Raw genomic sequence first — 22,106 nt, forward strand, 5'->3', positions numbered from 1 at the left:
GATACCGTCACGGCGTGGCCAAGGCGCGTTCGCAATACCGCTGTTCAGAGTGCCGCCATGTGATGGCCAAATGGGTCGGCCGCTGCCCGGAATGCGGGACGTGGGGCACCGTCGACGAGGTCGCGGGCCTGCCCACCGGCGGCGCGGCGCAGCGCGCGGTGGTGCCGTCCTCGCCGGCCGTGCCGATCAGCTCCATCAACCCCGATCGCACCCGCCACTTCCCCACCGGAGTTGGCGAACTCGACCGGGTGCTGGGCGGCGGCGTCGTGCCCGGTTCGGTCGCCCTGCTGGCCGGTGATCCCGGCGTCGGCAAGTCCACCCTGCTACTCGAGGTGGTGCACCGCTGGGCGACGTCCGGGCGGCGCGCGCTCTACGTATCCGGCGAGGAGTCGGCCGGCCAGATCCGGATGCGTGCCGAACGCACCGGCTGCACTCACGACGAGGTCTTCCTGGCCGCCGAGACCGACGTCCACACCGTGCTGGGGCACATCGACGCCGTGCAGCCCAGCCTGGTAGTGGTCGACTCCGTTCAGACGATGACGGCCGGTGATACCGACGGCGTCGTGGGCGGGGTGACCCAGGTACGCGCGGTGACGACGGCACTCACCGCGGCCGCGAAGGCCAGCGGGGTGGCTCTGGTGCTCGTCGGCCATGTCACCAAGGACGGCGCGATCGCAGGCCCGCGGTCGCTGGAACACCTGGTGGATGTGGTCCTGCACTTCGAGGGCGATCGCAACTCGACGCTGCGGATGGTGCGCGGGGTCAAGAACCGCTTCGGCGCCTCCGACGAGGTCGGGTGTTTCCAGTTGCACGACAACGGTATTCAGGGAGTCTCCGATCCGTCCGGCCTGTTCCTCGACGAGCGTCCCAACCCGGTTCCCGGTACCGCGGTCACCGTGGCACTGGACGGTAAGCGTCCGCTGATCGGCGAGATCCAGGCACTGCTGGCCTACCGCCCCGAGAACGCGCCGCAGCGGCGCGCGGTCAGCGGCGTGGACAGCTCACGCGCAGCGATGATCGCCGCGGTGCTCGAGCGCCGGGCCAACCTCAAGGTCAGCGCCACCGACATCTATCTGTCCACGGTCGGCGGCATGCGGTTGATGGACCCGTCATCGGACCTCGCGGTCGCGATGGCGATGGCGTCGGCCTACGCCGACCTGCCGCTTCCCGCCTCGACCGTGGTGATCGGCGAGGTGGGCCTGGCCGGCGATCTGCGGCGGGTCACCGGGATGGACCGCAGGCTGGCCGAAGCGGCCCGCCTGGGCTTCAAAGAGGCGCTGGTGCCGGTCGGTTGCGGCACGGTGCCCAAGGGCTTCAAAGCCATCGAGTCGGCCACCATCGGGGACGCGTTGCGCACCATGCTGACGATCGCGAAACGGCCCTACGACAAGGTCGTCACGCAGCTTCGGCGGGACGGGTCGAGTAACGACGTGGACGACGTGGACAATAAGTGGCTGTGAGCACCGTCAACCGCACCAACGGCTCGACGCAGTCGTCGGCCGCCACGCTGCGCGAGACCATCGGGCGGCTGGCGCCCGGCACGGCCCTGCGCGACGGTCTGGAGCGCATCCTGCGCGGTCGCACCGGTGCACTCATCCTGCTGGGCTACGACGAGCGGGTCGAGACGATCTGCGACGGCGGGTTCTCGCTGGACGTGCGCTACGCCCCGACCCGACTGCGCGAGCTCTCCAAGATGGACGGCGCCGTGGTGCTGTCCACCGACGGCAGCCGGATCGTGCGGGCCAACGTGCAGCTGGTGCCCGATCCCACGATCCCCACCGACGAGTCCGGCACCCGGCACCGCTCGGCCGAACGCGCCGCCATCCAGACCGGCTATCCGGTGATCTCGGTGAGCCACTCGATGAGCATCGTGACGGTCTACGTCGCTGGCGAACGGCACGTCGTCGCCGACTCGGCGACCATCCTGTCGCGGGCCAACCAGGCCATCGCGACGCTGGAACGCTACAAGGCCCGTCTCGACGAGGTGTCCCGGCAGCTGTCCACCGCCGAGATCGAGGACTTCGTCACCCTGCGCGATGTCATGACCGTTGTTCAGCGGCTGGAGATGGTCCGCCGAATCGGTCTCGAAATCGATTACGACGCAGTCGAACTCGGAACCGACGGGCGGCAGTTGCGGCTGCAGCTCGAGGAGTTGCTCGGCGGCAACGACACCGCGCGCGAGCTGATCATGCGCGACTATCACGCCAACCCCGACGCACCGTCCAAAGCACAGGTGGCCTCGACGCTGGCCGAATTGGACTCGCTGTCGGATACCGAGCTGCTGGACTTCACCGCGCTGTCGCGGGTCTTCGGATATCCCTCGACGGCCGAGGCCCAGGACTCCGCGCTCAGCGCGCGCGGCTACCGGGCGATGGCGGGCATCCCGCGTCTGCAGTTCGCCCACGTCGATCTGCTGGTTCGGCGCTTCGGCTCATTGCAGGGCCTGTTGGCGGCCAGCGCCACCGACCTGCAGTCGGTCGAGGGCATCGGCGCGATGTGGGCGCGGCACGTGCGCGAAGGTCTGTCGCAGCTGGCCGAGTCGACGATCGCCGACCGGCTGGTCTAGTAGACGAGCCCCGCCGCCAGCGGGAGCAGCGCCAGGCCGGCGGGCATCGGGCCCGCGACCAGCGGCGCGTACGAATACCGCACCACCCGCCGGATTCCCAGATGCTGGCCTTGCTGATGGGCGGCCTTGTCGAGTGCGAAGTCGGTGAACAGTGCCCACTCCGCGAGGCTGGGTTTGCGCGACGGGTCCGGCTTTCCGGCGAGCAGCTCCCCGACGGCGCGGCCATCTGCATCCACGGCCTGCCACGGGCCGTCGTCGCTGATGTCCAGCGTGGCCAACGGCTGATCGTCGGGGCCGGACACCGTCAGCGTCGACTTGTCCCGCACCACTTTCGCCACCTGCGCACCGGACTCGTCGCGCACCGTGACGACCGCGGGGGTGTCGTTGTCCGAACTCACCCGCGCGAGCACGACACCGTCGGCACCCCGGAGTTCGACGTGGATGTCGTCACCGACGTGCATGTTCGCCATGTTCCACAACGTCCACAGCGTTCGCCGTATCCGGCCGCCCCGGTGCACCCGAAACGTCTGTGCGAGAACGTCTCCCGTAGGCGAACGCATCGCCCACTGATGTGTCTGGCCGCTGAGACCCGCACGGAAGGTCGCGACCGCGCCCGTCGATCGACACAGGTCGTCGAGGGTGCGCGCCAAAGACTCCAGAGGTTCAGCCGGCCGGCGCGGGCGGCGGTGCCTCGCCGGGGGCACCGGCGGGCAGCTGCTCACCAGCGGGCGGCACAGCACCCGGTGGTGGCGCGTCGGCGAGAATGAACGGCACCGTCGCCGAACGCAGATTGCCCAGCTGGACCACCAGGTTGTAGGTGCCGGGACCGATCGGCTGGCGCGGCAGCGGGCACTGCGGTGCAGACCCCATACCCGTCCAGGTCACCTCGGTGGTCACCTGCTCACCCGGGTTGAATGTCTTGACCAACGTCTCGTTGGACGGCGCGCAATCCAGGTTGGACCACAGCCGGTTGCCGTCGAGCGAGTACACATAGGCTGCCAGCACGGCCGCACCCACGTCGCGCTTGCAGGCGACCAGGCCGATGTTGGTGACAACCATGGTGAACTTCGGCTGATCACCGATGGCGTACTGCGGCTGGTTGGTGATGCCCTTGACCGCCAGGTTGGAATCCGGGCAGTCGTCGCCTTCCTTCAACACCGGTGGCGGCACGACGGCGGCGGTCGGAGTCGGCGCGACCGAGGCCGAGACTGGGCCAGACGGGCCTGCGGCCGGCGGTGGCGGCGCGACGACGGGAGTCTTGTTCTCCGGCTGCGGGGTCTGCGGGCCCGCAGCGGCGGTGGTCTTGGCGGTGGTCGTGGTGTCGGAACCACCGCTGAAGATCATGAAGGCCACTCCGACAACGATCGCAACGACCACCACGACGATGCCGATCGCCAGGCCACGGCGTCGCCAATAGATTTGCGAGGAAAGAGGTCCGCGCGGTTCTAGATCCAGCACGTTTCCACGGTAAGCCCAGGTCACCGCGAGTTGTCCGACCCCGCTCGGCGTGTCGCCTTGTTCGCTAGCTGAAAAAGTGGTTATTCGCCGATATCGCCGAGGTGTTCGCGCAGCACAACCTTGCCGTCCGCGAGGTGGTAGGTCAGCCCGACGATGGCCAGCGTCCCGGCCGCCACCCGCTCGGCGATGAGGGCGGACCGGGCCATCAGCTGCGAACCGGTCTCGATGACATGGCGGGCCTCGAACTCGTCGACGCGGGTCAGACCATCGCGGCGGCCCAGCAGGATCGACGGCGTCACCCGCTCGACGATGTCGCGGATGTAGCCCCCGGGGATCTCCCCCTCGTCGAGTGCACTCAGGGTCGCCTTCACCGCTCCGCAGCTGTCATGGCCGAGCACGGCGATCAACGGGACGTTGAGCACCCCGACCGCGTACTCGATGGAACCCAGTACCGCGGAGTCGATGACGTGGCCCGCGGTGCGGACCACGAACATGTCACCGAGGCCCTGGTCAAAGATCAGCTCAGCGGCGACGCGGCTGTCACCGCAGCCGAAGAGGACCGCGGTCGGGGTCTGACCCGTGGCCAACCGGGCCCGGTCCTCGATGCTCTGGCTGGGATGCTGTGGCTGGCCGGCGACGAATCGCTCGTTACCCTCTTTGAGTGCCTTCCAAGCGGTTATGGGGCTGGTGTTCGGCATGGCCCATATTCTGCACTGTCGACCTCGCCGCGATGCGATGAGCATCGATTCCACTGAACTGGTCGACTGGTACGCCCGCGCCCGTCGCGACCTTCCGTGGCGTGAGCCCGACGTGACGGCCTGGCAGATCCTGGTCAGCGAGTTCATGCTGCAGCAGACTCCGGTCGCCCGGGTGGCTCCGATCTGGCTGGACTGGGTGGCGCGCTGGCCGACACCGTCGGCGACGGCCGCTGCCAGCGCCGCCGACGTGCTGCGGGCCTGGGGCAAGCTGGGTTACCCACGGCGGGCCAAGCGGCTGCACGAATGCGCGATCGCGATCGCCACCGACCACGACGATCAGGTGCCCGACGATGTCGACGTGCTGCTGACCCTCCCCGGCATCGGCACGTACACCGCCCGGGCTGTCGCCTGTTTCGCCTATCAGCAGAGCGTGCCGGTGGTGGACACCAATGTGCGCCGGGTGGTCGCGCGCGCGGTGCACGGACTGGCCGACGCCGATAACCCGTCGGCGACGCGCGATCTCGCCGACGTCGCCGCGATGCTGCCCAAAGATGCTACGGCTCCGGTGTTTTCAGCCGCATTGATGGAACTCGGCGCGACGGTGTGCACGGCCCGGTCGCCCAAATGCGGGATCTGCCCGCTGAGCGTCTGCGCCTGGCGGGCGGCCGGTCATCCGCCGGCCACCACCGCGCCGCGGCCGACGCAGAAGTACGCGGGCACCGACCGTCAGGTGCGCGGGCGGCTGCTGGACGTGCTGCGCGCCAGCTCGTCGCCGGTGACGCGCCCGCAGCTGGATGTCGCTTGGCTGACCGACACCGCACAGCGGGATCGCGCGCTGGATTCGCTGCTGGTCGACGGGCTGGTAGAGCAGACCGCCGACGGCCGGTTCGCCCTTGCCGGCGAAGGTGACTAGGCAGAACGCGCGAAGCGGCGCCGGTAGTCCGACGGTGTGACGCCGACGATCCGGCGGAAGTGGTGGCGCAGCAGTGTGGCGGTTCCGAAGCCGGCCCGCTCGGCGATCCGGTCGACGTCCAGATCCGTTTCCTCGAGCATCCGGCGCGCGTAGAGCACCCGCTGATCGGTGACCCACTGCATGGGGGTGGTGCCGGCCTCCTCGACGAAGCGCCTGGCAAAGGTGCGCGCCGACATGTTGGCCCGCCGCGCCATGCTGGCCACCGTATGCGGCTTGTCGAGGTTGGACAGAATCCAATCTAGTTGCGGGGCAAAGCCTTCCGAACATCGCGTCGGAATCGGTTGATCGATGTACTGCCGTTGGCCGCCGTCGCGCTGGGGAGGCACCACCATCCGTCGCGCGATCTTGTTCGTGATCGTGCTGCCGAGTTCACGGCGCACCAGGTGCAGGCTGGCGTCGATACCCGCCGCGGTACCCGCGCTGGTCACCAGATCGCCGTCGTCGACGAACAGCACGTTGCGGTCGATGATCGCGGTCGGATAGCGAAGAGCGAGATCCTCGGCGTGCATCCAGTGCGTGGTGCAGCGGCGCCCGTCGAGCAGCCCCGCCTCCCCCGCGACGAACGCGCCGGAACACACGGTCAGGATCGTCGACCCGGCGGCGTGGGCTGCCCGCAGCGCCTCCAGCGCCTCGGGCGGGTAGGCCTCGACAGGTCCGGTGACCGCCGATACCGCGACCACGTCGGCACCCATCAGTGCGTCGAGGCCATGGTCGGGCACCAATGTGGCGCCGACGCTGGTGCGCAGCGGCTTTCCCGGTTCTGGACCGCACACCTTGAAATCGAAGTTGGGCACGCCGTCACCAGAGCGGTCAATGCCAAAGACCTCGCAGATCACCCCGAACTCGAAGACCGCGAGGCCCTCGAGAACCAACGCGGAGACACTCTTCAAAGGCATGGCAGGATTTTATCTCACCGGGTCAGTACTGCCACTGTTGGCGGGATCTTTTCTCACGAAGCATTACTGCCATGACCACATTGATCGCATTCTTGAAGAAACTCCGGCTGCATGCCGATCAATTCCGGGTGAGCGCGCCGATGGTCGGTCCCCTGTTCGCCGACGACGCCGACGTGCGCCGGATCAGCCACGATCTCGACGCCATGCGAACCCGGTTCGAACAGCATCCGGTGTGGCCCTCGTCAGGCGCCCTCGGGGAGCGCCGCTAAGAACCCCTCGACGGCCTCCCGGTAGCGGTCCGGGGCGTCGTCGTGCACGAGGTGACCCGCCCCAGGCACATGGACATAGCGGGCATCGGCGGCGAGTTCGGCCATCGTGCGCATCTGCCCGGGCGGTGCCACCGAGTCACCAGCCTCGATGAGCAACACCGGCGCGCGCACCGCCTGCCACTGCTGCCAGTAGTCGCGGGTCCCCCATTGCGCGGCGATCTCCATCCAGCGGGCGGGCAGCCCGTGCAGCCGCCAGCCCGTCGCGGTTCGGTCGAACGCCTCGAGGAAATAGCGTCCGGCGATCGGGCCGTACTCGTCGTAAACCTGTTCGGCAGTGGAGTATTCGATCGGCAGCGCATGCACCCACGGCTCCCACGGGCCGGTCGTGCGGCCGACGAAGTCGGGCGCCATGTCCTCCACGACGAGCGCGCGCACCAGATCGGGCCGCTGCGCGGCCAGGCACCATGAGTGCAGACCACCCATCGAATGCCCGACGAGGATCGCCGGATCACCAAGGCCTGCCACCGAATGTTCGAGGTCGGCGACGAAACGCTCGGTGCTGACGGGCTCCGGATCCTCGACATCACGGCCGCGATGCCAGGGCGCGTCGTAGGTGTAGACCGCGCCGAACCGGGTCAGCCACGGCACCTGCCGCGACCACGTGGTGCCACGGCCCATCAAGCCGTGCACCAACACCAGCGGGCGGCCGCTGCCACCCCGATGCGTCAGCGATTCGGTGCTCACCGCTTCATCTTGCGCGGTCGTTCACCGGCCCCGGTGGGCGCGGTAGCCTTGCGCCATGTCCGTGGTGAAGATCAACGCAATCGAGATTCCACCGGGTGCCGGCCCCGAGCTGGAGAAGCGGTTCGCCAACCGCGCCCACGCCGTCGACAACCAGCCGGGATTCCTGGGGTTCCAGCTGCTGCGGCCGGTCAAGGGCGAGGACCGCTACTTCGTGGTCACCACCTGGGAGTCCGAGGAGGCCTTCCAGGCGTGGGCCACCGGACCCGCGATCCACGCGCACGCCGGTGAACGCGCCAACCCGGTGGCCAAGGGTGCCCATCTGCTGGAGTTCGAGGTTGTGTTGGACGTTGCCGGGACCGGCTCCAAGGCGTAGCGCGCGCCGGGCGCGCCGCAGCGCGGTGGCACTGGCCACCGTCATCGCATCCGCCGCCGCCCTGGCAACCAGCTGCGCACCGGCACCCACGCCACCGGCCAACGCCGGCGCGGGTGTCCGCATCGACCTCAACACCGCCACCGGCGTGCGGGCCAAGCAAGTCATGGACATGCTGAACTCGGACTGGCCGATCGGCAACGACAACGTCAAAACCCTGGCCACCCCCGAGATGGTGGATCCGGTCGCGCACAGCATGGACTCGCTGTGGTGGGACCGGCCCTACACGCTGGCCGGCGTCGACATCGGCGCCAACGTCGCCACCCTGCACTTGCTGACGTCCTATGGCGCCCGCCAGGACATCGACCTGCGGATCGGCGACGACACGTTCGTCAGCCGCTTCGTCGTCAACACCGAGACACCCAAGGTCGATTCGTGGCAGGACGTCGACACGGCGCTGAGCCGCACCGGCGCCCGCTACTCATGGCAGGTGTCGAAGGTCGACGACGGCCGCTGCGAGAAGGTGGCGGGCACCAACACCGCTGAATCCCTGCCGCTGGCTTCGATTTTCAAGACCTACGTGCTCTTTGCCGTCGAAACTGCGATCACAGCAGGCACTTTGAAGTGGGATGACAAGCTCACCATCACCGAGGAGGGTAAGAAGCTCGGCACGTCCGGATTCGACAAGCTGCCACCCGGTTCTCAGATCACGGTGCGCCAGGCGGCGGGCAAGATGATCTCCACGAGCGACAACATGGCCACCGATCTGCTGATCGGGCGCGTGGGCACCCACGCCATCGAAGAAGCTCTGGCCGGCGCCGGCCATCACGACCCGGCGAGCATGACCCCGTTCCCAACGATGCGGGAACTGTTCGCGATCGGCTGGGGAAATCCGGATGTGCGGGAGAGCTGGAAGACCGCCGCGCTGGCGGCCGACCGCGCAAAACTGTTGCACGACGCCGACTCCCGGCCCTATGACCCAGATCCATATCGCTCACACGCGCCCGGGTCGGCCTACGGCGCGGAGTGGTACGGCAGCGCCGAGGATATCTGCCGCGTGCATGCCGCCCTACAGCACAACGCTGTCGGACCCGCGGCTGCGGTCAAGGACGTGATGTCGGAAACCTCCGGCATCGACCTGGATCCCGCCGAATGGCCCTACATCGCCGCCAAGGCCGGCAACCTGCCCGGCGATATGACCTTCAGCTGGTATGCGGTCGACCGAACCGGGCAGGCGTGGGTGGTCAGCTTCCAACTCAACTGGCCCCGATTCCACAGCGCCACCGCCGGCGGCTGGGCGATGACGATCATCAAGCAGGTCTTCGGGCTACTGCCCCGCTACCGCTGATCGCAGCGTCCAGGCCCCGCCGCGAAAATGCAGCGCGGTGCGACTGGCTGGCGCAATGTCCATGCGCCAGAACGACTTCGGTGGAGCATCCAGGGCATTGAGAATTACCGCGCGAATCACCGCGGGGTGGGTGGTCGCCACCGTTCGGCCCGCCGTCCGGCTGATATCGGCCAGCCAGCCGCGTACCCGGGCGACCAGCTCGACGATCGACTCCCCGTCATGCGGGCAGCTGTCGGGTTCGGTGAGCCAGCGGGTGAGCTGGACGGGCTGCACCTCGTCGAGACCCAGCCCGCGCCATTGACCGCAATCCAGGTCCGCCAGCCGGGTATCCACGATTGGGGTCAAGCCGAGCAGGTCGGCGGTCTGACGGGTCCGGGTCTCCGGCCCGCACAGCACCGTGTCGGCTGCACCGACGTCGAGTCCCGAAAGCTGGCTGCGGCCAAGCGCGTTGAGCGCTTCGTCGGCCGGAAATCGCCCGGCTGCCATGGCGTCGGTCATGGCGTGTGACACCAGGGTCAGCCGGACGACCTCACTCACGCAGAGATGCGCTCCTGCTCCTTGCTGTCGAGAAGCCTGGACAGCATGGCCGCACCGAACAGTCCGATCGTCGCCCAGACGATCACCTGAGTGCCCAACGCATACAGCCGGAACTCGTACAGATCGGCCGCGGGGAATCCCGGAAAAACGATCGTCCCGGCGTCGTTGACAATCGGGCCGGGCGTCTCGTTGATCGTCGGCAGGATGAGCATGACGATCGCCACCGCGACGATGTAGGCGCCGCCGCCGGCCAGCGTCGCGTTCCAGGCACCGAGTTTGGGCGTGAGCTGGAAGGCGAGGTAGACCGAGGCGACCATCAACAGTGCGGACAGCGCCACCATCAGGATGTACAGCAGTGCACGCTGCTTGATGGTTTCTTCGAGACTTGTCGCGGGCGGGTTGGGCGGATACTTGAGCGCGGGCACCACCCACAGCGCGATGAGCATCGCGGCAGCAGTCAGGACCGCCAGCTTGCGAGCAGACACATTGCTGATCCGGCTGTACGCCACGCAGAAGACGACGGCGAACAACGCGCCCAGCGCCACGCTGAAGAGCAGTACGCCCAGCCCCATACCGATGTTGGATTGCACGGCGCGGGTGAACAGCTCGCCGCCTTCTTCATGACCGTGACCGTGACCGTGGCCGGACGACGCCTCCATGGCCTCGTGTGCCGCGGCGGTGCCGTCCTCGAAATCGATGGCCCGGCCGACGATCGGTTCGATGAAGATCTTCGACCAGATGAATCCGAGCACGCCTGCAAGGGCGCCGGCCAGAATGCCGCGCCAGATTATTGACTTTTCCATGTGTTTGGCTGGATTCCTCTGACTAGTGGCAGGGGAAGCCGAGCAGATGGCGGGCGTCATGCACGAATTCGTGGATGTACATGTTGTCGCCGAACACCGAGGTGGCGCCCTGATCGACGCCGACGAAGTAGAGGACCAGCAGCGCGAAGAAGGCGGTCAGCGAGAGCCAGACGACGGCCTTGGTGGCCGACAGGTCGACGGCACGAGACCGGCCCGACTGCGTTTGCGGAGTAGTCATGGGAGTCCTTTCAGGGAGCTGCGCGTCCCAAATGTGAACCTTGACGGGCTTCGGGTCTGACTGTCAACAGTGGCGCGACCGTTCTGGAGTTTCACCAGATTCCTCGGCTCGTCTCTTACATCGAGGATGTTATACCCGAGCGGGTTTAGCTGGCGCCGTAACCCAGTTGCTGCGCGGTGTACTTGGCGGCATCGCTGACCGGGACGGCCTGCACGGCCGTGCCGTAGGCGCAGATCTCGGTCCAGACATCGCCGAGTTCGGTGGTGTCGAACCGCATTCCGATGATCGCGTTGCCGCCGCGGTTGCGGGCCTCGTTCATCAGCCGGTTCATCGCCTCATTGCGGCTCTCGGCGAGGTTCTTGGTCATGCCCTGCAGCTCGCCGCCGAACATGCTCTTGAAGCCGGCACCCATCTGGGAGAAGGCATTGCGCGATCGCACGGTGAGACCGAAGACCTCGCCGCATACCCGCTGGATCTCCCAGCCCGGAATGTCGTTGGTGGTAACCACAAGCATGAGCAGAGACTAGAGATTCATCGTGAATACGAAAAGACCCCCGACATATGTCGGGGGTCTTTTCGTCGTTCGTCTACTCGCTGGCGGTGCCGGTGCCGGCCTTGGCCAGCTCGACAGGCTCGGCAGGCTTGGGTCCACCGACGAAGGTGAACTTCGCGTCCTCGCCGGCGCCTTCGCCGTCCCAGTTGTCCACGTCGACCGTGACCAGCTGACCGGGACCGACCTCTTCAAAGAGGATTTTCTCCGAGAGGGCGTCCTCGATCTCGCGCTGGATGGTCCGGCGCAGCGGCCGGGCACCCAGCACCGGGTCGAAGCCACGCTTGGCCAGCAAGGCCTTCGCGTTGTCCGTCAGCTCCATCTCCATGTCCTTGGTCTTGAGCTGCTTGGACACCCGGCCCACCATGAGATCGACCATCTTGATGATCTCGTCCTTGGTGAGCTGGTGGAAGACGATGATGTCGTCGATGCGGTTGAGGAACTCCGGGCGGAAGTGCTTCTTCAGCTCGTCGTTGACCTTCTGCTTCATCCGCTCGTAGTTGTTCTCGCCGCCACCCTGGGTGAAGCCGAGACCAACCGCCTTGGAGATATCCGAGGTGCCGAGGTTGGAGGTGAAGATCAGCACGGTGTTCTTGAAGTCGACCGTGCGGCCCTGACCGTCGGTGAGACGGCCGTCCTCGAGGACCTGCAACAGGGTGTTGTAGATCTCCTGGTGGGCCTTCTCGATCTCGTCGAACAACACGACCGAGAACGGCTTGCGCCGCACCTTCTCGGTGAGCTGGCCGCCCTCTTCGTAACCGACATATCCGGGCGGGGCACCGAAGAGCCGCGACGCGGTGAAGCGGTCGTGGAACTCGCCCATGTCGATCTGGATGAGCGCGTCGTCGTCGCCGAACAGGAATTCCGCCAGCGCCTTGGACAGCTCGGTCTTACCGACACCGGACGGGCCGGCGAAGATGAACGAGCCGGACGGCCGCTTGGGATCCTTCAGGCCGGCGCGGGTACGCCGGATGGCCTTGGACACGGCACGGACCGCATCCTCCTGGCCGATGATCCGCTTGTGCAGCTCATCTTCCATGCGCAGCAGCCGAGTGGTCTCCTCCTCGGTCAGCTTGAACACCGGGATACCGGTCCAGTTGCCGAGGACCTCGGCGATCTGCTCGTCGTCGACCTCGGCCACGACGTCGAGATCACCTGAGCGCCACTGCTTCTCACGCTCGGCACGCTGAGCGACCAGCTGCTTCTCGCGGTCCCGCAGATTGGCTGCCTTCTCGAAGTCCTGCGCGTCGATCGCGGACTCCTTCTCCCGGCGGGCGTCGGCGATCTTCTCGTCGAACTCGCGCAGGTCTGGCGGAGCCGTCATCCGGCGGATACGCATCCGCGCCCCGGCCTCGTCGATCAGGTCGATCGCCTTGTCCGGCAGGAACCGGTCGTTGATGTAGCGGTCGGCCAGGGTGGCCGCCGCGACCATCGCGGCATCGGTGATCGAGACCCGGTGGTGGGCCTCGTAGCGGTCGCGCAGGCCCTTGAGGATCTCGATGGTGTGCGCCACCGTCGGCTCACCGACCTGGACCGGCTGGAACCGGCGCTCCAGGGCGGCGTCCTTCTCGATGTACTTGCGGTACTCGTCGAGGGTGGTGGCACCGATCGTCTGCAGCTCGCCACGGGCCAGCTTGGGCTTGAGGATCGATGCGGCGTCGATCGCGCCTTCGGCGGCACCCGCACCCACGAGCGTGTGCAGCTCGTCGATGAACAGGATGATGTCGCCGCGGGTGTTGATCTCCTTGAGCACCTTCTTGAGGCGTTCCTCGAAATCACCGCGGTAGCGGCTGCCGGCCACCAGCGACCCGAGGTCGAGGGTGTAGAGCTGCTTGTCCTTGAGCGTCTCGGGAACTTCGCCGTGCACGATCGCCTGGGCCAGGCCCTCCACCACGGCGGTCTTACCGACGCCGGGCTCACCGATCAGCACGGGATTGTTCTTGGTGCGCCGGCTCAGCACCTGCATCACCCGCTCGATTTCCTTCTCGCGGCCGATGACCGGGTCGAGCTTGCCCTCCATGGCGGCCGCGGTGAGGTTGCGGCCGAACTGGTCGAGGACCAGCGACGTGGACGGGTTGCCGGACTCGCCGCCGCGGCCGCCGGTGCCGGCTTCCGCGGTCTCCTTGCCCTGATAGCCGGACAGCAACTGGATGACCTGCTGCCGCACCCGGGTCAGTTCGGCGCCGAGCTTCACCAGCACCTGGGCGGCCACGCCCTCGCCCTCACGGATCAGGCCGAGCAGAATGTGCTCGGTGCCGATGTAGTTGTGGCCGAGCTGCAGCGCCTCGCGCAGGCTGAGCTCAAGCACCTTCTTGGCGCGGGGGGTGAACGGGATGTGCCCGGACGGCGCCTGCTGGCCCTGGCCGATGATCTCCTCGACCTGGCTGCGAACACCTTCGAGTGAGATGCCCAGCGACTCCAGCGACTTGGCGGCTACGCCTTCACCCTCATGAATGAGGCCCAACAGGATGTGCTCGGTCCCGATGTAGTTGTGGTTGAGCATCCGGGCTTCTTCTTGAGCCAGGACGACGACCCTGCGGGCACGGTCGGTAAATCTCTCGAACATCGTCGGTTACCTGCTCTCCATCACGATTAGGTACAGCGGTAGTCACCACGTACCTGCCGTCCACTCTAATGGGAGGCCCCGGGAGGCGTCCTCCCTTGCCCACCCATACCGCGTCCCTAGCGGTGCGGACCTAGCACACCAACGCAGCTAGGCGCCGAAACGTTTCCAGTAATGGCCGACGGCCACTTCGCCGCAAGCGAACTCCGCCGGCGCCCGAAATGGGCGCGATGGGCGGATTTGCCGGAGAGAGGGCGCTGGCGGCCCGTCCGGATCTAGGTGGCGGCGTGGAAGGCGTCGATGATGTCGGCCGGGATGCGTCCCCTGGTCGACACCTTGTGACCGTTGCGGCGAGCCCAGTCGCGGATCGCGGCGCTCTGCTCCCGGTCGATGGCAGCACGACCTCGGCCGGCCGGACCCGAGCGGCCCCGGCGGCGGCCACCGACACGGCGGCTGGCCTCGACCCACTGCTTGAGATCGTTGCGGAGTTTCTGAGCATTCTTCGAAGAAAGATCGATCTCATAGCTCACACCGTCGAGCGCGAATTCGACCGTTTCATCGGCGGCGCCTGCCCCGTCGAAATCATCGACGAGAGTGACGGTTACTTTCTTGGCCATTGCCTCACTGAATCCTTAATCCTGCGCCACAACAGCCGCTAGTTGGGCGTCTTCAAACACTGTGCCACCAATCTGCCACATTGGCACACGGCATTCAACAAGCTTTGGATCGGTGCACTTCAGCCATGCCGGCGAACAATCGGGAACAAAACCGTTTCCCTAATTGACAAGCCGGTGAGAACCATCAACAGGCGATCGATACCCATTCCGGTTCCGGTGGTCGGCGGCATCGCATACTCCATCGCCGCCAGGAAATCCTCGTCGAGTGCCATCGCCTCGTCATCGCCGGCGGCCGCCGCCCTGGCCTGGGCCTCGAAGCGTTCGCGCTGAACAATCGGATCGACGAGTTCGGAGTAGCCCGTCGCCAACTCCATTCCGCGCGCGTACAGATCCCACTTCTCGGTCACGCCAGGAATACTGCGATGCTGCCGGGTCAGCGGTGTGGTCTCGACCGGGAAATCCTTGACAAATGTCGGGGCCCACAAGTGGTCGCCGACGGTGTGCTCCCACAGTTCTTCGATGAGCTTGCCGTGCCCGTAGCCGCGATCCCGCGGGATCTCGATGTCGAGACGGTCGGCAATAGCGAGTAGGTATTCCAACGATGTGTCGGGGGTGATCTCTTCACCGAGAGCTTCGGACAACGACGGGTACATTTGAATCGACGGCCATTCACCGTCGATGTCATAGATAGTCCCGTCCGGCAATGGCACTTGCCGAGTCCCGATAGCCTCATCCGCCACTTCTTGAATAACGTCGCGCGTGACGATCGCCGAATCGTCATACGTTCCCCAAGCCTGATAAGTCTCGAGCATCGAGAATTCCGGTGAATGTGTGGAATCCGCACCTTCGTTTCGGAAGTTCCGATTCAGCTCGAAAACCTTCTCCAGCCCGCCGACGACGCAGCGCTTGAGGAACAACTCCGGAGCGATCCGCAGGTACAGGTCCGCGTCGAGGGCATTGGAATGGGTGACGAACGGCCGGGCCGCCGCCCCGCCGGCCAGCGTCTGCAGCATCGGGGTCTCGACCTCGAGGAAGTCGCGGCGCTCCAGCGCATGGCGAACCGCGCGCACGACGGCGATGCGCTGGCGGGCCACCTCACGGGCCTGCGGACGCACGATGAGGTCGACGTAGCGCTGCCGGACCCGGGATTCCTCGCTCATCTCCTTATGGGCGACGGGCAGCGGGCGCAACGCCTTGCTGGCCATTTGCCAGGAGTCGGCCAGAACCGAGAGCTCGCCGCGGCGTGAGCTGATCACCTCGCCGTGCACGAACACGATGTCGCCGAGGTCGACCTCGGCCTTCCAGGCTTCCAGCGCTTCTTCGCCCACACCGGCCAGGCTGATCATGGCCTGCAGCTGGGTGCCGTCGCCTTCCTGCAGCGTGGCGAAGCACAGCTTGCCCGAATTCCTGGCGAAGACCACCCGGCCAGCGACGCCGACGAGGTCGCCGGTGGTGGTGTCGGCGGCCAGGTCGGGGTAGCCGGCGCGGATCTGCGCCAGCGAATGGGTGCGCGGCACCGAGACGGGGTACGGATCTTTTCCGTCGGCCAGCAGGGCCTCGCGCTTGCCCTGGCGGATCCGGAACTGTTCGGGGACGTCTGGGCCCGCGTGGTCGGTATCCGGAGTATCTGCAGAGCTCACGACGTGCCAGCTTAAATGAGGTCATGAAGTCCCTCATAAACGCGGCCGCGGTGGCAGCCCTGGCCGACGAGCGGGTGGACTTGCGATACAAGGGGTTGCCTGCCGCGTGGGCGGGCCTGACCGCCACAGAAATCTGCGCCGCCGCGCCCGATCTGTTCGACGCCGGGCCGCTGGGACCGGTGTGTGTCCTGTCCGAGCAGGCGCTGAGCCACAACCTGGCCACGATGGCCGACTGGTGCTCGCGGCACGGTGTCGAGCTGGCACCGCATGGCAAGACGCATATGTCTCCGCAGTTACTGGCCCGCCAGTTCGAGGCCGGCGCGTGCGCGGTGACGGCGGCCACGATCAGTCAGGTGCGGACGTACCGGGCATTCGGGGTGCGCGAGGTGGTGCTGGCCAACGAACTGGTCGACGCCGCGGGGCTGGCCTGGCTGGCAGCCGAACTCGACGACGACGCCGATTTCCGGCTGATCTGCTGGGTGGACTCGGTTCGCGGGGTCGAGCTGATGACTTCCGCGCTGCAGGCCGCCTCGGCCCGCCGGCCCGTCGACGTCTGCGTCGAGCTCGGCGCGACGGGAACGCGCACCGGCTGCCGCGACGACGCCACCGCCGACGCGGTCGCCACGGCGGCGCTGGCCAGTCCGCGGCTTCGGCTGGTCGGGGTGGCCGGCTATGAGGCCGCCCTCGGCCACGACGTCTCGGAGGCCGGCGCGGCGCCGGTGCGCGAGTACCTGACGTGGGTGCGGGCGGTCGCCGCCCGGCTCGCCCCGCGCTGTGAGGCGCCCGAAGTGATCGTAACAGCCGGTGGCAGTACGCATTTCGATCTGGTGGCACAGGTGCTGACAGGACCGTGGCGCACGATCCTGCGCAGCGGTGCGTATCTGACCAACGACGACGGGCTGTACCTGCGGACCTCGCCGCTGACCAGGCCGGGGGCTGCGCCCGGCGGGTTCGTCGCGGCGATGGCCGTGTGGGCGCAGGTGTGCTCGCGGCCCGAGCCCGGTCTGGCATTGCTGACGATGGGCCGCCGCGATGTGTCGTTCGATCAGGATTTGCCTGTCCCGCAACGACTTCGGGATGGATCAGGCTGGGTGGACGGCGCGCTGACGGACTGCCGGGTGGTCAAGCTCAACGACCAGCACGCGTTCCTGTCGCTGTCGCCGGCCGCCGAAGAGGTCGTGGAGGTCGGCAGCTGGATTTCGTTCGGGGTGTCGCACCCGTGCACGGTGTTCGACAAGTGGCAGCTGATCCCGGTGCTCGAGGAGCACGGCCAGGTGACCGAATTGGTGCGGACCTTTTTCTAGCGCGCCGATTTGATCCGGCCGCGCTGGTTGTCCCGGTTGCGTTCGAACACCATTCGCAGCCCGTCGAGGGTGAGGTGCTGGTCGTAGTGCTGCACGGTGTGCAGATCGGGCAGCATCAGCGGAGCTGAATGACCGGTGGCCACCACCGCGACATCGGAACCGGCGAAGCCGTCGACGTCCTCGCGGATCCGATTCACCAATCCGTCCACCAGGCCGGCGAATCCGAACAGCGCCCCGGCCTGCATGCATTCCACGGTGTTCTTGCCGACCACCGACCGCGGCCTGGTGAGTTCGACGCGCCGCAAGGCCGCCGATCGCGCGGCTGCCGCATCCGAGGACACCTGAACGCCGGGAGCGATTGCCCCGCCGAGGAATTCACCCTTGGCCGATACCACGTCGACGCAGATCGACGAGCCGAAATCCACCACGATCGCGGCGGAGGAGAACTTGGCGTAGGCGGCCAAGCAGTTGACGATCCGGTCGGCGCCGACCTCTTTGGGATTGTCGACGAGCAGCGGGATCCCGGTGCGCACCCCGGGCTCGATGAGAACGTGCGGCACCCCTGCCCAGTACTGGTCGAGCATGACCCGCACCTCGTGCATGACCGAGGGGACGGTGGACAGCCCGGTAGCGCCGGTGAGGCGCTCGGAGTCGTCGCCGATCAGTCCCTCGATGGTGAGCGCAAGCTCGTCGGCAGTCACCTCGGGCTCCGTGCGAATCCGCCACTGCTGCGTCACTTTCGCATGATCTCCGGATCCGGAGATCAACCCGACGACGGTGTGGGTGTTGCGGACATCGATGGCCAGCAGCACGGCTAACCCACCGTCCGGGGCGACAGCAGATCGGTCACGTCATCGGGCACATACGCCGGGTCGTCACCGAGGTCGATCTGCCGGTTGTCGGCGTCGACGAACACCACGCGCGGCCGATAGGCCCGCGCCTCGGCATCCTCCATCACGCCGTAGGCGATCAGGATGACCAGATCGCCTGGATGGACCAGATGGGCTGCCGCACCGTTGATTCCGATTACTCCGGTGCCACGCTGCCCGGTGATCACGTAGGTTTCCAGCCGCGCACCGTTGTCGATGTCGACGATCGTCACCTGCTCACCCTCGAGCAGGTCGGCGGCGTCCATCAGGTCGGCATCCACGGTCACCGATCCCACGTAGTGCAGGTCGGCATGCGTCACCGTGGCGCGGTGGATCTTGGACTTCAGCATCGTTCGGAACATCAGTTCCTCCAAGTGATTTCGTTGTGCTCACCGTTGCGGCCGCCGGGCGGGGCGGTGTCGGTGGACAGGTCGATGGCGATGTTGTCCAGCAGCCTGGTGGCGCCGAGCCGGGCGGCGACCAGCAGCCGGGCCGGGCCGTAGGCGGGGGCGGGCTCCAGTTTCGGGCCGCGCACTTCCAGATAGTCGACCTCGAAGGCGGGCACCTCGTCGAGGACCGCACGGGCCGCGTCCAGCGCCGCGTCGGCTCCGCCTGCCGCACCGTACATTCCGGCCAGCAGCGCCGCCGACAGTGCGCCTGCCTGTTCGCGTTCCTCGGGCGTGAGGTAGCGGTTGCGCGACGACATGGCCAGGCCGTCGGATTCCCGCACGATGGGCACCCCGACGACACGTACGTCGACGTTGAGGTCGTCGACCATCTGCCGGATCAGCGCCAGCTGCTGGTAGTCCTTTTCGCCGAAGAACGCCCGGTCCGGCCGCACGATCTGCAGCAGCTTCAGGACGACGGTCAACATGCCGGCGAAATGCCCTGGCCGCGAAGCACCTTCGAGCTGGGCTCCCAGCGGTCCCGGGTGCACCGTGGTGCGCGGGCCGTCGGGGTACATCGCCGACACGTTGGGTGTGAACACCACCTCGACACCTTCGGCGCGCAACAGGTCGAGATCGGAGTCCAGCGTGCGCGGGTAGGCGTCGAGATCCTCGCTGGGCCCGAACTGCAAGGGATTCACGAAGATCGACACCACGACCACCGCGCCGGGCACCCGCTTGGCGGACCGCACCAGCGTCAGGTGGCCGTCGTGCAATGCACCCATCGTCGGCACCAGCATCACCCGACGCCCGGTGTGCCGCAGCGCGCGGGTGACGTCGGAAACCGCCGCGGGGGCCGAGTACACATTGAGCGTTCCGGCGGTGAATTGCGGGCCCGGGGTCATCGTCGCGGTCCTTGCCCTGACCAGTTGGTCAACACCTCAACAACCTCCTCGGGAGCATGCGCACGCTGGGCGGTACGCAGCGAGTTCGCGCAATAGGCTTGTGCTAGTTCGGAATCCACGTGATCGAGGGCGGCGAGGTGACCGGCGACGGCGGCGGCATCGCCACGCGCCACCGGTCCGGTCAGCGCCGCCTGGCCGCGCTGCAAGGTGTTCTCCAGCGCGGCACGGGCCAACGGACCGATGATTCGTTCGGCCAGACCACCGGGAGCGTCGACCACGAGTTCTTGTCCGAGCAGCTCCTGCCCGGACAGCGAGGCGCGCAACGCGTCCAGGGCGTCGGCCAGCACCGTGACGAGGTGGTTGCTCGCGTGGGCCAAAGCCGCGTGATAAAGCGTTCGCGAATCTTCGCGCACCCCGAACGGCTCGCCGCCGATCTCCAGGACCAGCGACTGGGCAATCGCGTAGCCGATCTCGTCGGCCGCGGTGACCCCGAAACAGCTGTCGGCCAGCCGGACGATGTCCTCGTCGGCGCCGGTGAACGTCATCGCCGGGTGAATGGCCAACGGGACGCAGCCCTGCTCGGCCAGCGGCGTCAGGATGCCGACCCCGTTGGCGCCGGAGGTGTGCACCACGATCGTTCCGCGGTGCACCGCACCGGTGGCCGCCAGGCCGTTGACCAAGCCGGGCAATTCGGAATCGGGCACGGTCAACAGCAGCAGCTCGGCCCGGTCGGCGACGTCGGGCACCGGCAGGATCTCGGTATCGGGCAGCCGTCGCTCGGCCAGGCGCCGCGAGGTCGTCGAGATCGCGCTGCAGGCCACCACGACATGCTCGGCGCGCTCAAGCGCGACACCGAGCGCGGTGCCGACGCGGCCGGCCGAGACGATGCCGACCTTGAGCCGGGCCGGGCGCAAGCCGCTGGGGGTCCCCACCGTAGACGACCTCGCTGACGTCAATGAGTGTGTTCGTTCCAGTCCTGAGTCAGGTACCGGACGGTCCCGACAAGACTAACCCGGCCGCAGCCGGGCTCTGACCAGGTGTGTCAGTCCTCACGCCGACGGCGGCGACCGCCGCCACCGCTGTTGCCGTTGGCCTGTAGCCGGGCCAGCAGGTCGGCGACGGACTGGCCGCCGGTCTGCGAGCCGTCCCGGGCGGCCCTGGATCGCGGCTCTTCCTCACCGGCATCGCGATGCCGGGCCGGCGGTGGTGGCGTCTCCGCGGCCTGTTGGCCGTAGCCGGTGCCCCCGACCGAATGGCGGGCGCGCGGGGCGACGGGCTGGGGCTCGGGTTGCGGTTCCGGTTCGGGGGCCGGCGCCTCCTGCGGCGGGGTCCAATGCCTGCCGCGCGGCGACTCCTCGGCGGCGGCCGGCGCGGTGGCGGCCGAAGGCACGACGATTCCGCTGTCGGAGTTCGCCACCCAGTTGCTGCCCGGTGCGCCCGGTGGCAGCCAATGACCGTCGGCCTGGACCGGGCGCCATTCCGGCGCCTCGGAAGCGGTGCGCTGCACCGGCGGCTCCGCCGCCAGGGCGGCGGCAGCGGCCGCGACGTCGGACTGCGGTTCCGGACGTGGCTGCGGTGGTGGTGGCGCGAACGGCCGTTCGGCCGGTGGCGCGATCGGTTCACCGTTTTCCGAAGGCCGCCGGTGCGTACCTCCCGGCACAGGCTCGGGCTCCGCACGGCGACGACGGCGCGGGGCGTCGGGCTGCGGCGGCGGCGACGCGACGAGCGGTTCCTCGGGGACGTCGATGATCGGATTCTCCGCGGTGACCGGACGGCTTCCGGTGTCCTCGGCCCGCGGCGGGGTGATCCGGCTGCTCTCGACACGCCCGGGCACCGGCGGCATGGTCGTCGTGTCGCGGGTCCAGTCGGCCGCGCGATCACCCTCGAGAGCGGGCCGGTCGCCGAGGTCGGCGTCGAACAGGACCTCCAGGTTGGCCCGCAACGCGGCCAACTCCGTGCGCAGGGCGGCCACCTCGTCGGCGGCCTGTGCGCGAATCTCGTTGGCCAGCTCACGGCGCAGATGCGATTCGACGCTCAGCTCGTATTCACGGCGGGCCGAGATCTCACGGTCGAGCTGCAGGTCGTAGACCAGTTTCAGGTCGCGAGCTCGGGCGGCGTCGATATCGCTCTGCCTGCGATACATGACGGACACGAAGGCCCCGATCACCGCGGCCCAAACAGACAGAATGACCGCCAGCTTCAGCAACTCGGGGCGGTTGGTGAAGACCAATGCGCAACTGGCCGCAATGGCAAGGACCAGCAACACCGTCAAGAGCAGCCAACCCGGCCTGCGGCCGCCGCGCCGATTCTTGGCGCCGCGGGACAGAACGGTCATGGGCTGACTGTACCCGCGCGATGTCCGTCCGCGTGTC

Annotated in this window: 24 protein-coding genes; 7 read left to right on the top strand and 17 right to left on the bottom strand. The window is 67.5% G+C overall.

What is annotated here, in order from left to right:
- The first annotated feature begins 14 nt into the window (after nucleotides 1-14).
- Nucleotides 15-1,460 carry a DNA repair protein RadA gene (gene radA, locus EV580_RS12670; protein WP_133691525.1) on the top strand — a complete coding sequence of 482 codons (1,446 nt, stop codon included), beginning with the start codon at nucleotides 15-17 and terminating at the stop codon, nucleotides 1,458-1,460.
- The gene (gene disA / locus EV580_RS12675; RefSeq protein ID WP_208114608.1) at nucleotides 1,457-2,566 is read left to right on the top strand and encodes a DNA integrity scanning diadenylate cyclase DisA; all 1,110 of its coding nucleotides are present in this window, start codon (nucleotides 1,457-1,459) and stop codon (nucleotides 2,564-2,566) included. Before radA ends, disA begins: the two co-directional genes overlap by 4 nt.
- Here the strand turns inward: disA and EV580_RS12680 are convergent.
- From EV580_RS12680 to EV580_RS12690, 3 genes are all read right to left on the bottom strand, one after another.
- A complete protein-coding gene (locus EV580_RS12680; protein WP_133691527.1) occupies nucleotides 2,563-3,036 on the bottom strand; it encodes a hypothetical protein in 474 nt (157 codons plus the stop codon). The genes disA and EV580_RS12680 overlap by 4 nt on opposite strands.
- A 193-nt stretch (nucleotides 3,037-3,229) precedes the next feature.
- Nucleotides 3,230-4,024 carry a hypothetical protein gene (locus EV580_RS12685; RefSeq protein WP_183503554.1) on the bottom strand — a complete coding sequence of 265 codons (795 nt, stop codon included), beginning with the start codon at nucleotides 4,022-4,024 and terminating at the stop codon, nucleotides 3,230-3,232.
- 80 nt (nucleotides 4,025-4,104) lie between these two features.
- Entirely contained in the window at nucleotides 4,105-4,722 is a 618-nt protein-coding gene (locus EV580_RS12690; RefSeq protein WP_133691529.1) for a carbonic anhydrase, read from the bottom strand.
- Nucleotides 4,723-4,759: 37 nt separating this feature from the next.
- Here EV580_RS12690 and EV580_RS12695 point away from each other — a divergent pair, with 37 nt between their 5' ends.
- Nucleotides 4,760-5,635 (top strand): iron-sulfur binding domain-containing protein, encoded by an 876-nt coding sequence (locus tag EV580_RS12695; protein WP_133691530.1) that lies wholly within the window; start codon nucleotides 4,760-4,762, stop codon nucleotides 5,633-5,635.
- Here the strand turns inward: EV580_RS12695 and EV580_RS12700 are convergent.
- Entirely contained in the window at nucleotides 5,632-6,591 is a 960-nt protein-coding gene (locus EV580_RS12700; RefSeq protein WP_133691531.1) for a GlxA family transcriptional regulator, read from the bottom strand. The two genes, EV580_RS12695 and EV580_RS12700, sit on opposite strands and share 4 nt — an antisense overlap.
- A 71-nt stretch (nucleotides 6,592-6,662) precedes the next feature.
- Between EV580_RS12700 and EV580_RS12705 the strand changes: the two genes are divergently transcribed.
- Complete coding sequence (locus EV580_RS12705) at nucleotides 6,663-6,860, top strand: hypothetical protein (protein ID WP_133691532.1); 198 nt, start codon at nucleotides 6,663-6,665, stop codon at nucleotides 6,858-6,860.
- Here the strand turns inward: EV580_RS12705 and EV580_RS12710 are convergent.
- A complete protein-coding gene (locus tag EV580_RS12710; protein ID WP_502703930.1) occupies nucleotides 6,834-7,538 on the bottom strand; it encodes an alpha/beta fold hydrolase in 705 nt (234 codons plus the stop codon). The two genes, EV580_RS12705 and EV580_RS12710, sit on opposite strands and share 27 nt — an antisense overlap.
- Nucleotides 7,539-7,659: 121 nt before the next feature.
- On the opposite strand from EV580_RS12710, the gene mhuD reads away from it, so the two are divergent.
- Nucleotides 7,660-7,977 carry a mycobilin-forming heme oxygenase MhuD gene (mhuD, locus tag EV580_RS12715; RefSeq protein ID WP_047332484.1) on the top strand — a complete coding sequence of 106 codons (318 nt, stop codon included), beginning with the start codon at nucleotides 7,660-7,662 and terminating at the stop codon, nucleotides 7,975-7,977.
- Entirely contained in the window at nucleotides 7,952-9,322 is a 1,371-nt protein-coding gene (locus EV580_RS12720) for a serine hydrolase (RefSeq protein ID WP_166654683.1), read from the top strand. Before mhuD ends, EV580_RS12720 begins: the two co-directional genes overlap by 26 nt.
- On the opposite strand, the gene EV580_RS12725 is transcribed toward EV580_RS12720, so the two are convergent.
- The 7 genes from EV580_RS12725 to lysS form a co-directional block, all read right to left on the bottom strand.
- Nucleotides 9,302-9,859: a histidine phosphatase family protein gene (locus tag EV580_RS12725; RefSeq protein ID WP_133691535.1), complete on the bottom strand. Its 558-nt coding sequence runs from the start codon at nucleotides 9,857-9,859 to the stop codon at nucleotides 9,302-9,304. The genes EV580_RS12720 and EV580_RS12725 overlap by 21 nt on opposite strands.
- On the bottom strand, nucleotides 9,856-10,662 hold the full coding sequence (locus EV580_RS12730; protein WP_133691536.1) for a CbtA family protein: 807 nt from the start codon (nucleotides 10,660-10,662) through the stop codon (nucleotides 9,856-9,858). The genes EV580_RS12725 and EV580_RS12730 overlap by 4 nt, the downstream gene beginning before the upstream one ends.
- A gap of 22 nt (nucleotides 10,663-10,684) precedes the next feature.
- A complete protein-coding gene (locus EV580_RS12735) occupies nucleotides 10,685-10,900 on the bottom strand; it encodes a CbtB domain-containing protein (protein ID WP_133691537.1) in 216 nt (71 codons plus the stop codon).
- Between the two features lie 145 nt (nucleotides 10,901-11,045).
- Complete coding sequence (locus tag EV580_RS12740) at nucleotides 11,046-11,414, bottom strand: YbjQ family protein (RefSeq protein WP_005138826.1); 369 nt, start codon at nucleotides 11,412-11,414, stop codon at nucleotides 11,046-11,048.
- Between the two features lie 73 nt (nucleotides 11,415-11,487).
- The gene (gene clpC1 / locus EV580_RS12745; RefSeq protein ID WP_133691538.1) at nucleotides 11,488-14,016 is read right to left on the bottom strand and encodes an ATP-dependent protease ATP-binding subunit ClpC; all 2,529 of its coding nucleotides are present in this window, start codon (nucleotides 14,014-14,016) and stop codon (nucleotides 11,488-11,490) included.
- A 272-nt stretch (nucleotides 14,017-14,288) separates the two neighbouring features.
- On the bottom strand, nucleotides 14,289-14,630 hold the full coding sequence (gene lsr2 / locus EV580_RS12750) for a histone-like nucleoid-structuring protein Lsr2 (protein ID WP_005138822.1): 342 nt from the start codon (nucleotides 14,628-14,630) through the stop codon (nucleotides 14,289-14,291).
- Between the two features lie 119 nt (nucleotides 14,631-14,749).
- Nucleotides 14,750-16,270, bottom strand: a complete 1,521-nt coding sequence (gene lysS, locus EV580_RS12755; RefSeq protein WP_133691539.1) for a lysine--tRNA ligase — start codon at nucleotides 16,268-16,270, stop codon at nucleotides 14,750-14,752.
- 23 nt (nucleotides 16,271-16,293) lie between these two features.
- On the opposite strand from lysS, the gene EV580_RS12760 reads away from it, so the two are divergent.
- Nucleotides 16,294-17,574 (top strand): alanine racemase, encoded by a 1,281-nt coding sequence (locus EV580_RS12760; protein ID WP_133691540.1) that lies wholly within the window; start codon nucleotides 16,294-16,296, stop codon nucleotides 17,572-17,574.
- On the opposite strand, the gene EV580_RS12765 is transcribed toward EV580_RS12760, so the two are convergent.
- The 5 genes from EV580_RS12765 to EV580_RS12785 form a co-directional block, all read right to left on the bottom strand.
- Nucleotides 17,571-18,386, bottom strand: coding sequence for a type III pantothenate kinase (locus EV580_RS12765; protein WP_133691541.1), 816 nt, complete (start codon nucleotides 18,384-18,386; stop codon nucleotides 17,571-17,573). The genes EV580_RS12760 and EV580_RS12765 overlap by 4 nt on opposite strands.
- Nucleotides 18,387-18,388: 2 nt before the next feature.
- On the bottom strand, nucleotides 18,389-18,805 hold the full coding sequence (gene panD, locus EV580_RS12770; protein WP_133691542.1) for an aspartate 1-decarboxylase: 417 nt from the start codon (nucleotides 18,803-18,805) through the stop codon (nucleotides 18,389-18,391).
- On the bottom strand, nucleotides 18,805-19,734 hold the full coding sequence (panC, locus tag EV580_RS12775; RefSeq protein ID WP_133691543.1) for a pantoate--beta-alanine ligase: 930 nt from the start codon (nucleotides 19,732-19,734) through the stop codon (nucleotides 18,805-18,807). The genes panD and panC overlap by 1 nt, the downstream gene beginning before the upstream one ends.
- The gene (locus EV580_RS12780; RefSeq protein ID WP_166654684.1) at nucleotides 19,731-20,666 is read right to left on the bottom strand and encodes a Rossmann-like and DUF2520 domain-containing protein; all 936 of its coding nucleotides are present in this window, start codon (nucleotides 20,664-20,666) and stop codon (nucleotides 19,731-19,733) included. The genes panC and EV580_RS12780 overlap by 4 nt, the downstream gene beginning before the upstream one ends.
- A gap of 110 nt (nucleotides 20,667-20,776) precedes the next feature.
- A complete protein-coding gene (locus tag EV580_RS12785) occupies nucleotides 20,777-22,069 on the bottom strand; it encodes a DUF6779 domain-containing protein (RefSeq protein ID WP_133691545.1) in 1,293 nt (430 codons plus the stop codon).
- Between the last annotated feature and the right edge of the window lie 37 nt (nucleotides 22,070-22,106).

Source organism: Mycobacterium sp. BK086, assembly GCA_004362315.1.
GTDB lineage: Bacteria > Actinomycetota > Actinomycetes > Mycobacteriales > Mycobacteriaceae > Mycobacterium.

What these genes read in the sequence shown, in the direction of transcription:
- EV580_RS12680 (WP_133691527.1), bottom strand. Translation starts at nt 3,036, where the DNA reads ATGGCGAACATGCACGTCGGTGACGACATCCACGTCGAACTCCGGGGT.
- EV580_RS12690 (WP_133691529.1), bottom strand. Translation starts at nt 4,722, where the DNA reads ATGCCGAACACCAGCCCCATAACCGCTTGGAAGGCACTCAAAGAGGGT.
- EV580_RS12695 (WP_133691530.1), top strand. Translation starts at nt 4,760, where the DNA reads ATGAGCATCGATTCCACTGAACTGGTCGACTGGTACGCCCGCGCCCGT.
- EV580_RS12700 (WP_133691531.1), bottom strand. Translation starts at nt 6,591, where the DNA reads ATGCCTTTGAAGAGTGTCTCCGCGTTGGTTCTCGAGGGCCTCGCGGTC.
- EV580_RS12705 (WP_133691532.1), top strand. Translation starts at nt 6,663, where the DNA reads ATGACCACATTGATCGCATTCTTGAAGAAACTCCGGCTGCATGCCGAT.
- EV580_RS12710 (WP_502703930.1), bottom strand. Translation starts at nt 7,538, where the DNA reads ATGGGCCGTGGCACCACGTGGTCGCGGCAGGTGCCGTGGCTGACCCGG.
- mhuD (WP_047332484.1), top strand. Translation starts at nt 7,660, where the DNA reads ATGTCCGTGGTGAAGATCAACGCAATCGAGATTCCACCGGGTGCCGGC.
- EV580_RS12730 (WP_133691536.1), bottom strand. Translation starts at nt 10,662, where the DNA reads ATGGAAAAGTCAATAATCTGGCGCGGCATTCTGGCCGGCGCCCTTGCA.
- EV580_RS12735 (WP_133691537.1), bottom strand. Translation starts at nt 10,900, where the DNA reads ATGACTACTCCGCAAACGCAGTCGGGCCGGTCTCGTGCCGTCGACCTG.
- EV580_RS12740 (WP_005138826.1), bottom strand. Translation starts at nt 11,414, where the DNA reads ATGCTTGTGGTTACCACCAACGACATTCCGGGCTGGGAGATCCAGCGG.
- clpC1 (WP_133691538.1), bottom strand. Translation starts at nt 14,016, where the DNA reads ATGTTCGAGAGATTTACCGACCGTGCCCGCAGGGTCGTCGTCCTGGCT.
- lsr2 (WP_005138822.1), bottom strand. Translation starts at nt 14,630, where the DNA reads ATGGCCAAGAAAGTAACCGTCACTCTCGTCGATGATTTCGACGGGGCA.
- EV580_RS12760 (WP_133691540.1), top strand. Translation starts at nt 16,294, where the DNA reads ATGAAGTCCCTCATAAACGCGGCCGCGGTGGCAGCCCTGGCCGACGAG.
- panD (WP_133691542.1), bottom strand. Translation starts at nt 18,805, where the DNA reads ATGTTCCGAACGATGCTGAAGTCCAAGATCCACCGCGCCACGGTGACG.
- panC (WP_133691543.1), bottom strand. Translation starts at nt 19,734, where the DNA reads ATGACCCCGGGCCCGCAATTCACCGCCGGAACGCTCAATGTGTACTCG.
- EV580_RS12785 (WP_133691545.1), bottom strand. Translation starts at nt 22,069, where the DNA reads ATGACCGTTCTGTCCCGCGGCGCCAAGAATCGGCGCGGCGGCCGCAGG.